At 46.4% G+C, this 14,159-nt stretch carries 4 protein-coding genes; all 4 read left to right on the top strand.

Going from position 1 to position 14,159, the window contains the following annotated elements; all coding sequences use genetic code 11:
• Positions 1 to 176: 176 nt before the first annotated feature.
• Entirely contained in the window at positions 177 to 3,467 is a 3,291-nt protein-coding gene (locus ACOJUO_RS10255; protein ID WP_422139742.1) for a hypothetical protein, read from the top strand.
• A 268-nt stretch (positions 3,468 to 3,735) separates the two neighbouring features.
• Complete coding sequence (locus ACOJUO_RS10250; protein ID WP_422139741.1) at positions 3,736 to 6,543, top strand: hypothetical protein; 2,808 nt, start codon at positions 3,736 to 3,738, stop codon at positions 6,541 to 6,543.
• Between the two features lie 534 nt (positions 6,544 to 7,077).
• The gene (locus ACOJUO_RS10245; protein ID WP_422139740.1) at positions 7,078 to 9,933 is read left to right on the top strand and encodes a CHY zinc finger protein; all 2,856 of its coding nucleotides are present in this window, start codon (positions 7,078 to 7,080) and stop codon (positions 9,931 to 9,933) included.
• A 267-nt stretch (positions 9,934 to 10,200) separates the two neighbouring features.
• Entirely contained in the window at positions 10,201 to 13,938 is a 3,738-nt protein-coding gene (locus ACOJUO_RS10240) for an RING finger domain-containing protein (protein ID WP_422139739.1), read from the top strand.
• Positions 13,939 to 14,159: the final 221 nt, after the last annotated feature.

Raw genomic sequence — 14,159 nt, 5'->3', positions numbered from 1 at the left:
TAATGCCGAAGACTCTGATACACATAACGAGTCACTCAAATAGCAATTCAGGAATTCTTGTCTACTCTCTGTTTGTCTTACGGATAATAAAGCCGGTTAATAATGTTCCTTTATTTTACCAGAGCAGAAAGTCAGCACAGGATTGTCCCGACGTTTTCTGTCAGACAGGGATTTGAATGCATTCTTACCGTTTATTCATAACATTTGTTCTTTTCCTGATGACTATGTTGGTTGTGACCTTGTGCAATTCCTCAACCATCATTGACCGACATAATCCCGGTGGGCAAAAGGTTTGGATTGAAATCAATGACGGCACAGACCCCCAGGCTGTCAGTCAGTGGCAAGTGAGTTTGCTGCTTCCGGACAATTTCAACAATCGAAACAGCACCCTTTGCTTTAAGACACCTGTCGTGTCAGCAGATCCGAACAATATTGCTATATTGATGACAAACGACCAGAGCAACTATTGCTACCAACTGTTGCTACTGACAAAAGAGCAAACACCCGACTTCCAACATCTCTCTCAACAGGCCTCTAAAAATGGCACACTTATTCGCTTGAAATCCACGACGGCAGACAGACCAGAATTAACTTCTGTCACCACCAATCAACTCCTTAACGGCAAACCCCATACGACCCCATTAACCCTTTTGGTTTATTCCGACAACACGACCGGCAGTGAACTGGAAACCGGCCAAATCCGGAATAACACAGTGACATTGACAGGCGGCAAGCTCACTGGCATCGCTGATTTTCCCGGTGGCGGCAACGGTGGTTTCTTCTATTCACTCCCACCCCCACCTTGGGGAGGTGGCGGGGGGAGACCATCGGGATTATTTGAAATAGATCTGGTTATCCTGAAACCCGTCATCACCTGGCTGATGTCCATAGGCAAGGATTCTATTTCGTTTGAGGAGCAACCCACCCCGGCACATCTGAAAATGACACGGGTTAATGCCGATGGCTCTTCCAGCGAAGCCGCTATACCTGTTGGCTGGCTTGACTTCCTCAATATTGAACAACTGAACGATGTTGATTTCTGGAACACCCTCCTCCAACAGGCCGCCACTTCCTGCCCCGCCAGCGAAAGTCTCCAACGACAGCTTGGCTGTTTCAAACGATTTCTTGAGCGTAGTGCCTTGCAGACAAATCATGGCGGTGGCCTGATGGCAGCTAATGAGGAGGGGCAACCCTCTGGTAGCGCACCCAATTCGGGGCCAAAGGACGAAAATAACGATCACCAAAAAGAGAAAAAAGAAGAACCTGAAAATCAGGACAACCAGTCACCGGGAGAAGGCCATGATGGCAGCGGGAATGGCAATAACAGAAAAGACGACGATGGCGAAGAGAGTGGAAAAAATGCTACCGCTGAAGACCTTCAGGTACTTGCGAACCGGCTTGTTGCCATCATTGAAAGTAAATACCCCGGAGCAGTTTTTAGACTGAGACAAATACTGAATGAGCTGGACATGCCTCAGCGTTTGCGGGTTCTGGAAACAAAAAGTACCAACACCGCAGATACTGTCACTCCTCTTGAAGCGATACTGAAACTGCAACGTTCTTGCAACGAGAATTCATCGCGCAACCTGTTTATCGAACAGCTGATAAAGGCCACTTGCAATACAAAAAAGAATTTGAGTAAATTCAACATTCTATCTACACTCCGACCGGCCATTCCACCTGATCAGGCAGTGCTCGCAGCAGGCGACAACAACCTGTTGATTTTGAATAAAATTGTTCTGGACATAATCCACAAAGCCAATCAATCTGACCAACAGCCACCTGTGGGACAATTTGAAAAGTGTTGCTTTGTTGAGTTCTTCGCTCAATTGTTCCTGATTTATTCAAACCCGGTTGAACTGATTCGTAATCTGTTGGGGAAAATATCAGATTTAGCTTTAAGGTATGATGTTATGATTAATCCACAATCATTGACATTTCCCGCCTGTTTTTTATATAACTTCACGCAATTTCACCAACACCCATCCTTTCCTGAATTAAAGCGCCTCTTAAATGAGCTGATGAGGCAGGCACAAAACTCCCACTTACAACAAGTGCCTTCTATAGAGCCTTTCATCAGTAACAGCGATACTACCGCTAACGAAACAATTGCCAGCAGTGGAGATACAAGTACCATCCAGCGAGCTGTCTGCAACCAGAGAGCCTCTGGCTTTACCGGCAGCTCCCCTTGCTTACTGGCTGGTAGAAACCCAAAGCTGGAAGCAAGTTCAAATCAGCCTGCCCTTGTTCATCAGCAAAATGACGCTTCCCGGGAGCGATTACAAGCAGGACCTTCATCTGGTGATCTTCAAGCCACCGGGACACAGGAACGATCCGATTTGGCAGTGTTGAGGACAAATCAAAACCACTTAAGTAACCTCCTGATCGATGGACCCCTTCTCGAAGAGCTGGCAAAACACGCTCTGAAAAGACGGGTGAAAAAAAGACAACAGTTAAAACAGCTAGAAAGACAAATGAAAGCAAGGCGACAGATGTTGCCGGTCAGCTCTCCGTTGCCAAGTCATGTTCTCGCCGAGCTGGAAAGACACGCTGAGGCAAAACAAGAGCAAAAAAGACAACAGTTAAAACAGCTGGAAAGACAAATGATAGCAAGGCGACAGATGTTGCCGGTCAGCTCTCCGTTGCCAAGTCATGTTCTCGCCGAGCTGGAAAGACACGCTGAGGCAAAACAAGAGCAAAAAAGACAACAGTTAAAACAGCTGGAAAGACAAATGATAGCAAGGCTACAGATGATGGCGACCAACCCGACGTTGCAAAGCAATGGCGCAGAGCATTCTGCTTCTTTCCAGAAGTCGAGCATCCATAATGAGGAGGCAAACCCGTCGAATGAGCAGTTAAGGACGCCTTTGGAAAAAAAACAAAGGCAACTGTGCATTCATAGCCGTAGGTTATGTCGCGTAAACTTTGGGTGCTGTGAAGGTTATTTCCCATGCAACAAATGTCATAACGATAGTAAGAAATGCGACCTTACTGATCGTAAGGTTATTCATGCAATAAGGCTTCAATGTTCTCTATGTAACTATGAGGGGGATATTACGGAAGACTCCCAGACATGCCCGGGATGCAACGAACTAATGTCCGACTATTTCTGTGCACAATGCAAACACTTCACCGATTTAGAAAAAAAACCATACCACTGCGATAAATGCGGAATTTGCCGAACAGAAAAGGAGAAGTCCTTTCACTGTGATGTTTGCAATTTCTGTATGGATAAAAGTGCACAAGGCAATCACCGATGTCGGCCAGATTCAGGCCATGATGAGTGCTGCATCTGCCTGGAAGATGTTTTCCACAATTCCGTGATATTGCCCTGCACTCACAAAGTTCACCAGGATTGCGCTACGGTGATGATTACGAACAAGATAAGAACCTGCCCTGTTTGCAGATACCCTCTATCCGCTCAGTTAATTGACAGGATTTTGACCGTAATCAATAGTCGCCGCTAGCAGCCTGACCGGTACCACAACCCGGTATCAGGCTCTGCAGGATACTTTCAGGTTGATGCTGCCGAAAGCGTTGTGGCACAGAGCAATTTACCCACATAGCAATTCAGAAATTCTTGGCTATTCTCTGTTTCTACTTCGGATAACAAGAACAACCAATGGTGTTCCTTATTTTTCCATAGCGGAAAGTCAGCACAGACTGTTCTCACACACTTCATCAGGCAAAGAGGGCCGATTGGAATTGTTGTACCAGTTATATAGCGAGATTTGAATGCTTTTTTTACGCTTATTCATAGCATTTGTTCTTCCTCTACTGGCTATGGCGGTGGTGCCTTTTTGCTATTCCTCAACCATCATTCATCGACATAATCCCGGTGGGCACAAGGTTCGGATTGAAATCAATCACGGCACAGCCCCTCAGGCTGTCAGTCAGTGGCAAGTGAGTTTGCTGCTTCCGGACAGTTTCAACAATCGAAACAGCACCTTTTGCTTTAAGACACCCGTGGTGTCAGCAGATTCCAACAGTATTGCGATATTGTTGACGAACGACCAGAGCAACTATTGCTACCAACTGTTGCTAATGACAAAAGAGCAAATACCCGGCTTCCAACACCTCTCTCAACAGGCCTCTGAAAATGGCACACTTATTCGCTTGAAATCCACGACGGCAGACAGACCAGAATTAACTTCTGTCACTACCGATCAACTCCTTAACGACAATCCCCATACGACCCCATTAACCCTTTTGGTCTATTCCGACAACACGACCGGCAGTGGACTGGAAACCGGCCAAACCCGGAATAACACAGTGACATTGACAGGCAACAAGCTCACTGGCATCGACGATTTTCCCGGTAGCGGGAATGGTGGCTTCTTCTATTTACTCCCACCCCCACCCTGGGGAGGTGGCGGGGGGGGACCATCGGGTTTATTTGAAATAGATCTGGTTATCCTGAAACCCGTCATCAACTGGCTGATGTCCATTGGTAAAGATTCTATTTCGTTTCAAGAGCAACACTCCCCGGCACGTCTGAAAATGACACGGGTTAATGCCGATGGCTCTTCCAGCGAAGCCGCTATACCTATTGGCTGGCTTGACTTCCTCAATATTGAACAACTGAACGATGTTAATTTCTGGAACACCCTCCTCCAGCAGGCCGCCACTTCCTGCCCCGCCAGCGAAAGCCTCCAATGGCAGCTTGGCTGTTGCAAACGATTTCTTGAGCGTAGTGCCTTGCAGACAAATCATGGCGGTGGCCTGATGGCAGCTAATGGGGAGGGACAACCCTCTGGTAGCTCACCCAATTCGGGGCCAAAGGACGAAAATAACGATCACCAAAAAGAGAAAAAAGAAGAACCTGAAAATCAGGAGAACCAGTCACCGGGAGAAGGCCATGATGGCAGCGGAAATGGCAACAACAGAAAAGACGACGATGGCGAAGAGAGTGAAAAAAAAACTACCACTGAAGACCTTCAGGTACTTGCGAACCGGCTTGTTGCCATCATTGAAAGTCAAGATCCCGGAGCAGTTTTTAAGCTCAGGCAAATACTGAATGAACTGGACATGCCACAGCGTTTGCGGGTTCTGGAAACAAAAAGCATCAACACCGAGGATACTGTCACTCCTCTTGAAGCCGTAATGAAACTGCAGCGTTCTTGCAACGAGAATTCACTGCGCAACCTTTTTATCGAGCAACTGATAGAGGCCACAAGCAATACAAAACATAATTTGAATAACCTTCACACTCTGTCTCTGCTTCGACCAATCATTCCACCTGACCGGGCAATGCCCGAAGAGGGCGACAACAACCTGTTGATTTTGTATAAGATTGCTCTGGACATAATCCACAAGGTCAATCAATCTGACACAGAGCCACCTATGAGTCAGTTTGAAAGATGTTGCTTTACTGAGTACTTCGCTCAATTGTTCCTGGCCTATTCAAACCCGGTTGAACTGATTCGTAATCTGTTGGGGAAAATATCAGATTTGTGCTTAAGGCGTGTTGTTCTGATTAATCCACAATCATTGACATTTCCCAACCGCTTTTTAAATACCTTTATACAATTTCACCAACACCCATCGATTTCTGAATCAGAACGCCTCTCAGATGAGCTGATGGGTTATGCAAAAAATTCTCACTTACAACAGGTGCCTTCTGTAGAGCCTGTCATCGATAACAGCGATACTCTCTCTGACGAAACACTTGTCAGCAATAAAGATCCAGGTACCACCCACCAGCAAGCTGATAGCCACCAAAGAGCCTCTAGCTCTTCCGGAAGTTCCCCTTGCATACTGACTGATAGATACCCAGAGCCAGAGGCAGAGGCAGATCAGCCTGCACTTGCCTATCAGCAAAATAACGCTTCCCAAGAGCGATTACAGGCAGGACCTTCATCCGGTGATGATCAAACCACTAGTGCACAAGACCGATCTGCTTCTGATCAGCAGTCAAGTACCCATAATGAGGAGACAAACCCGTCGAACGAGCAATTAAAGACACCTGTGCAAGAGCGAATGCCATTGTGCAATCATTCCCATAGGTTTTGTCGTGTAAACTTTGGGTGTTGCGAAGGGTATTTCCCCTGCCCTAGATGTCATAACAATAGTAAGAAATGCGACCTTACAGATCGTAAGGATTTTCATGCAAAAAGGCTTCAATGTTCTCTATGTAACTATGAGGGGGATATTACGGAAGACTCCCAGACATGCCCGGGATGCAACGAACTAATGTCGGAGTATTTCTGTGCACAATGCAAACACTTCACCGATTTAGAAAAAAAACCATACCACTGCGATAAATGTGGAATTTGCCGAACATTTAAGGATAGGGCCTTTCACTGTGATGTTTGTGATATCTGCCTGAATACAAGGTTTCAAGACAATCACAAATGCCGAGAAAACTCAAGCCACGATGAGTGCTGCATCTGCCTGGAAGATACCTTCCACGGCTGCAAGATAATGCCTTGCTACCACAAAGTACATGGTGAGTGCAGCACTGCAATGCTTAAAAACGGGATAAGAACCTGCCCTATTTGCAGAAACCCTACAGACGCCTGGTTTGTTGGAAACAATCATTAAACCATCTGACTGAATTTAATAGTCGCTACCGGTGACCGCGTCTGACTTACATAGGGAGTTAAGTACCTAACCAGTTGGTTTCGCCTATTCTGGACGGCGGCTTTTTCCATCCTTCTGCGTTCCAACTCTGGTTGCGTAGCTAAGGCTACGCGCCCGTCGTTGCGCCTTGAAGGATGAAAAAATCCACTCGCCAGAATATGCGAAACCAACTGGCCAGGTACTTAGAACGTTCGATTGGTATAAAATGAGTTTTTAAAAATAGCAGCGCCATACTGCTACCACAGCCCGGTATCAAGTCCTGCAAGTCACTTTCAGGTTGATACTGACGAAGGCTCTGTTGCACAAAACAAGTAACACAAATAGCAATTCGGAAATTCTTGTCTACTCTCTGTTTGTCCTACGGATAATAAAACCGGTCAATAATGTTCCTTTATTTTTCCAAAGCAGAAAGTCGGCACAGATTGTCCTTGCGTTTTCTGTCAGACAGGGAAGGCGGGTTGGTATTAATAACACATTTAGTGCAGAAAGATTTGAATGCATTCTTACCGTTTATTCATAACATTTGTTCTTTTCCTGATGACTATGTTGGTTGTGACCTTGTGCTACTCCTCAACCATCATTGACCGACATAATCCCGGTGGGCAAAAGGTTCGGATTGAAATCAATCACGGCACAGCCCCTCAGGCTGTCAGTCAGTGGCAAGTGAGTTTGCTGCTTCCGGACAGTTTCAACAATCGAAACAGCACCTTTTGCTTTAAGACACCCGTGGTGTCAGCAGATTCCAACAGTATTGCGATATTGTTGACGAACGACCAGAGCAACTATTGCTACCAACTGTTGCTAATGACAAAAGAGCAAATACCCGGCTTCCAACACCTCTCTCAACAGGCCTCTGAAAATGGCACACTTATTCGCTTGAAATCCACGACGGCAGACAGACCAGAATTAACTTCTGTCACCACCAATCAACTCCTTAACGGCAAACCCCATACGACCCCATTAACCCTTTTGGTCTATTCCGACAACACGACCGGCAGTGAACTGGAAACCGGCCAAACCCGGAATAACACAGTGACATTGACAAGCAACAAGCTCACTGGCATCGACGATTTTCCCGGTAGCGGGAATGGTGGCTTCTTCTATTTACTCCCACCCCCACCCTGGGGAGGTGGCGGGGGGGGACCATCGGGTTTATTTGAAATAGATCTGGTTATCCTGAAACCCGTCATCAACTGGCTGATGTCCATTGGTAAAGATTCTATTTCGTTTCAAGAGCAACACTCCCCGGCACGTCTGAAAATGACACGGGTTAATGCCGATGGCTCTTCCAGCGAAGCCGCTATACCTATTGGCTGGCTTGACTTCCTCAATATTGAACAACTGAACGATGTTAATTTCTGGAACACCCTCCTCCAGCAGGCCGCCACTTCCTGCCCCGCCAGCGAAAGCCTCCAATGGCAGCTTGGCTGTTGCAAACGATTTCTTGAGCGTAGTGCCTTGCAGACAAATCATGGCGGTGGCCTGATGGCAGCTAATGGGGAGGGACAACCCTCTGGTAGCTCACCCAATTCGGGGCCAAAGGACGAAAATAACGATCACCAAAAAGAGAAAAAAGAAGAACCTGAAAATCAGGAGAACCAGTCACCGGGAGAAGGCCATGATGGCAGCGGAAATGGCAACAACAGAAAAGACGACGATGGCGAAGAGAGTGAAAAAAAAACTACCACTGAAGACCTTCAGGTACTTGCGAACCGGCTTGTTGCCATCATTGAAAGTCAAGATCCCGGAGCAGTTTTTAAGCTCAGGCAAATACTGAATGAACTGGACATGCCACAGCGTTTGCGGGTTCTGGAAACAAAAAGCATCAACACCGAGGATACTGTCACTCCTCTTGAAGCCGTACTGAAACTGCAGCGTTCTTGCAACGAGAATTCACTGCGCAACCTTTTTATCGAGCAACTGATAGAGGCCACAAGCAATACAAAACATAATTTGAATAACCTTCACACTCTGTCTCTGCTTCGACCAATCATTCCACCTGACCGGGCAATGCCCGAAGAGGGCGACAACAACCTGTTGATTTTGTATAAGATTGCTCTGGACATAATCCACAAGGTCAATCAATCTGACACAGAGCCACCTATGAGTCAGTTTGAAAGATGTTGCTTTACTGAGTACTTCGCTCAATTGTTCCTTATCTATTCAAACCCGGTTGAACTGATTCGTAATCTGTTGGGGAAAATATCAGATTTGCCCACAAGGCATGTTCTTATGATTAATCCACAATCATTGACATTTCCCAACCGCTTTTTAAATACCTTTATACAATTTCACCAACACCCATCGATTTCTGAATTAGAACGCCTCTCAGATGAGCTGATGGGTTATGCAAAAAATCCCCACTTACAACAAGTGCCTTCTATAGAGCCTGTCACCGGTAAAAGCGATAATATCTCTGACGAAACAATTGTCAGCAATAAAGATACAAGTACCATCCACCAGCAAGCTGATATTAACAAAAGAGCTTCTGGCTCTTCCGGCAGTTCCCATTGCATAGTGACTGGTAGATACTCAGAGCTGGAGGCAGAGCCAAATCAGCCTGCCCTTGCCTATCAGCAAAATAACGTTTCCCGAGAGCGATTACAGGCAGGACCCTCATCTGTTGATCCAAGACCAGGGAGAGAAAAACAACAGAGGGTAGCGGCCAGCCCGGCGATGCAAAGCAATGGCGCAGAGCGTTCTGCTTCTGACCAGCAGTCGAGTGCCCATAATGAGGAGGCAAACCCGTCAAACGAGCAGTTAAAGACACCTGTGCGAAAAGAACGAATGCCATTGTGCAATCATTACCATAGGTTATGTCGTGTAAACTTTGGGTGCTGTGAAGGGTATTTTCCCTGCTATAGATGTCATAACAAAAGTAAGAAATGCGACCTTACAGATCGTCAGGCTTTTCAAGCAAAAAGGCTTCAATGTTCTCTCTGTAACTATGAGGGGGATATTACGGAAGACTCCCAGGCGTGCCCGGGATGCAACGAACTAATGTCGGAGTATTTCTGCGCACAATGCAAAGAATTCGACAATATGGAACTAAAACCATTCCACTGCCATAAATGCGGAATTTGCCGAATAAACAAGGATGAGTCCTTTCACTGTGATGTTTGTAATATCTGCCTGTATATAAGGTATCAAAGTAATCACGAATGCCGGGAAAACTCAGGCCACGATAAGTGCTGCATCTGCCTGAAAGATTCCTTCGACGGCTGCTTGATAATGTACTGCTCTCACAAAGTACATGATGATTGCTACGCTGCAATGCTCCGTAAAGGGATAAGAACCTGCCCTGTTTGCAGACAATCTCTATACGTTCCGCCGGTTGAAAGAAATAATTAACCATCTGGCTCGATTTAATAGTCGCCGCCAGTGACCGCTTCAGTATTGCAACACGGGAAGAGGACAAGGCTCTGTGGCACAAAGCAATTAATCCATTTAGCAATTTTGACATTCTTGTCTATTATCTGTTTTTTCTAAGAATAATAAGACCTTCCAGTAATGTTTCTTTATTTTTCAGGGCAGAAGGCCAGCACAGACCTTTCTGATTGTACTCTGTCAGGCAAACAGGACAGGTCCGGGTTGTTATCATAAGTTAGTGAGATTTGAATGCACCTTTACCGCTTATTCATAGCATTTGTTCTTTTCCTGGTGGCTATGGCAGTTTTGCCTTTGTGCTATTCCTCAACCATCATTGACCGACATAATCCGGGAGGGCACAAGGTTCGGATTGAGATCAATGATGGCAAAGATCCTCAGTTTGTGAGTCAGTGGCAAATGAACTTGCTGCTACCGAAGGGTTTCGATGACCAAAACAGTATCCTTTGCTTTAAGGCGCCTGTGGTGCCAGCAGATTCCAACAGTATTGCGATATTGGTGACGAACGACCCGAGCAACTATTGTTATCGACTGATGATGCTGACAAAAGAACAAACACCCGACTTCCAACATATCTCTCAACATGCGTCTAAAAATGGCACGCTTGTTCACTTAAGATCCACGACGGCAGACAGACCGGAATTAACTTCTGTCACTACCGATCAACTTCACAACGATAAGCCCCATACTGCCCCGTTAACCCTTCTGACCTATACCGACAACATAAACGACAGTGGGTTGAAAACCGGCCAACCCGGGAATAACACACTGACATTAACGGGCGGCAAGCCCGCTGGCATCGGCGATTTTCCCGGTGGTGGCAACGGTGGCTTCTTCTTTTTGCCGCCCCCCCCACCCTGGGGAGGTGGCGGTGGGAGACCATCGGGATTATTTGAAATAGATCTGGTTATCCTGAAACCCGTCATCAACTGGCTGATGTCCATTGGTAAAGATTCTGCTTCGTTTGAAGAGCCACCCTCCCCGGCGCGTCTGATAATGACACGGGTTAATGCCGATGGCTCTTCCAGCGAAGCTGCTATACCTGTTGGCTGGCTCGACTTCCTCACTGTTGAACAACTGACCGATGTTGATTTCTGGAACACCCTCCTGCAACATGCCGCCACTTCATGCCCTGCCAGCGAAGGCCTTATTAGGCAGCTTGGCTGTTTCAAACTATTGCTTGAGCGAACGGCCTTGAAGAGACATCATGGCGGTGGCCTGAAGGCCGCTAATGGAGATGGCCAACCCTCTGGTAGCGCACCAAATTCAAGATCAGAGGACAAAAATAACAGCCATCAAAAGGACAAAAAAGAAGCACCTGAAGATCAGAACAACAACTCACCGGGAGAAGGCAATGATGGCAGCGGGGATGGTAATAACAGAAAAGACGACAATGGCGAGGAGAGTGAAAAAAATGCCAGGACTCAAAACCTTCAGGTACTTGCCAACCAGCTTGTAGCCATCATTGAAAGTGACGATCCTGATGCTGTTTTTAAGCTGCGGCAAATACTGGATAAGCTCAACATGCCACAGCGTTTGCAGGTTTTGGAAACGAGAAGCGCAAACACCAGTGGTAATGCTGTCAGTCCTCTTGAGGCGATACTGGAACTGCAGCGTTCTTGCTATGAGAATTCATCGCGTAACCGGTTTATCGAGCAGCTGATAGAAGCCACGAGCGATAAAACACGGACTTTGAATGACCCTGACATTCTGGCTTCACTGCAACCGATAGCCCGACCACTGTCCGAAGCTGGCAACAACAACCTGATGATTTTGTACAGGATTGTTCTGGACATAATCCATAGAGTTAATCAATCTGGCCAGCAACCACCAATAGGACAATTTGAAAAAAATTGTTTTATTCAGTACTTCGTTCAATTGTTTCTGTTCTATTCAAACCCACTTGAACTTATTGGTAATCTGTTAGGGCAAATATCAGATTCAGCGGTAACCCATGAGATTATAATTGCTGCACAATCATTGACACCTGCCAGTTCTTTTTCAAATGCCTTTATACAATTTCACCAACACCCCTCGTTTCATGAATTACAACATTTCTTAAATGAACGATTAAGAAACCCACAGCAGGGAGCAAGGCCAAAACGGCCCACCCTTTCTCATCAGTCAAATACGCCGCACCAAAAACGATTAAAAACAGAACGATCTTATGGGGATGATGACATGACTATCATTGCTTTTTGCGATGATGCATTGAAAGTGAATAAGGTGCAACATACACAAATTACTCATAATAAGTGCCCAATATGTTGTGAGCGCTTTTTACGCACAGCAGGATTAGTGAAAACACCCTGCAATCACATTTTTCACGTGCTTTGCTTGAATCTGTGGCTCCAAAAAAGGCTACCTGATCTTGCAATTAAAACTTGTCCTGTATGTCGATCAGAATTAAAAAGCTCAAAAGAAAAACTTAACAACCTTAACAGGCTATTGAATAAATACGGCAATTGTCATTTGTTAGACACTGCAGATAGAGCCGTTAAGGAATGGAATAGAACAACAAGTCATGAAGCCTTATACCATTTTGTCCAACTTTGCAGACTCAACAGTCAGGCGTCAGATGATCCACGGTATGCCAATATCTTGAGAAAAATAATTTATCCCGTTATAAAAGCCAACATTCGCCATGACTCTGAGATCACGTCAGCCAGCTTCAGCCCTGATAGCCGCCAGGTGGTGACCGCCGGTGAAGATTGTACTGCGAAAATCTATGGCCATAAGGCTGATGGATCGTGGGAAGAAGAGGCCATTATTCGCCACAATGGTAAGGTCAAATCAGCCAGCTTCAGCCGCGATAGCTGTCGTGTAGTTACTGCCAGTGAGGATCACAAGGCGAAAATCCTGGGCCAAAAGGACGATGGATCATGGACAGAAGAACTCACCGTTCAACATACTGGTACGGTCAACTCAGCCAGCTTCAGCGCTGATAGCCAACGTATGGTGACTGCCAGTGACGATGGTACCGCAATAATCTTTGGCCAAAAGGACGACAGGCCATGGGAAACAGAAGCCAGCATTAGCCACAATGGTCCGATCCAATCAGCCACCTTCAGCCCCGATGGTAGCCATGTGGTGACTTTCGGTAAAGATAACCTGGTGAAAATCACTGGCAGGTCGGCCAATGGAGCATGGCAAGAAAAAGTCATCATTGCCCATGATTACACGGTCAACTCAGCTACCTTCAGCACCGACAGCCGCCGTGTGGTGACCGCCAGTGGCGATGGTACGGCAATAATCTGTGCCCAACAGGACGATGGATCATGGGAAAGAGAATTGACCATTAGCCATATCGACAGCGAGGGTCCGATCATATCTGCCGAGTTCAGCCCCGATGGCCGCCATGTGATGACTGTTGCCGGGGATGACCTGGTTAAAATCTATGGCAGGCAGGACAATGGATTATGGGTAAAGAAAGCCATCATTGCCCATGAAGATCGGATCAACTCAGCCAGCTTCAGCGCCGATGGATGCCATTTGGTGACCGCCAGTTCTGATAATACGGCCAAAATCTATGGCGAAAAGACCGATGCAGCATGGGAAGAAGAAATGACTATCTGCCACAACCATAGACTCTTATCGGCCACTTTCAGCCCCGATAGCCAACATGTGGTGACTGCCAGCAGAGGCGGGACGGCAAAAATTCATAGCCACAATAATAATGGATCATGGGAAGAAAAGACCACCATCCTTCATAAAGGCTGGGTTCGTTCAGCCACCTTCAGCGCCAATAGCCGCTTTGCGGCGACCGCGAGTATCGATAGGAAGGCGAAAATCTATAGCCTGAAAGACGATGCATCATGGCAAAAAGAAATCACTATCTATCATCATGGTGCGGTATTCTTGGCCAACTTCAGCGCTGATAGCCGCTTTCTGGTGAACACCAGTTGTATTTCAGATATTGGTCGCTATCAGGAGGCTGCGATGATCACTGAACTCTGGAAGGACGAATGAAAGCAAACCGCCCTTCTCTGACTTCAAGATGTTGCGGAAGACATTGTGGCACAAGACAAGTAGTCCCTATAGCGATTCAGAAATTTTTGGCTATCCTCTGTTTGTACTGCAAATGATGAGATTGGCCAATGCCGTTCCTTTATTTTTCCAGAGCAAAAAGTCAGCACCGATTGTCCCGGCATTTTCTATCAGACAAAGAGGGCGGATTGGATATTATCGAC

Source organism: Endozoicomonas sp. ALC020, from assembly GCF_049275935.1.
Taxonomy (GTDB): Bacteria; Pseudomonadota; Gammaproteobacteria; order Pseudomonadales; family Endozoicomonadaceae; genus Endozoicomonas_A.
Note: the sequence above shows the minus strand (reverse complement) of the source record. Positions and strands in the feature narration are given on the sequence as shown.

Bases quoted from the DNA above. Each gene is read 5' to 3' on its own strand.
- ACOJUO_RS10255 (WP_422139742.1), top strand. From the start codon at position 177: ATGCATTCTTACCGTTTATTCATAACATTTGTTCTTTTCCTGATGACT.
- ACOJUO_RS10250 (WP_422139741.1), top strand. From the start codon at position 3,736: ATGCTTTTTTTACGCTTATTCATAGCATTTGTTCTTCCTCTACTGGCT.
- ACOJUO_RS10245 (WP_422139740.1), top strand. From the start codon at position 7,078: ATGCATTCTTACCGTTTATTCATAACATTTGTTCTTTTCCTGATGACT.
- ACOJUO_RS10240 (WP_422139739.1), top strand. From the start codon at position 10,201: ATGCACCTTTACCGCTTATTCATAGCATTTGTTCTTTTCCTGGTGGCT.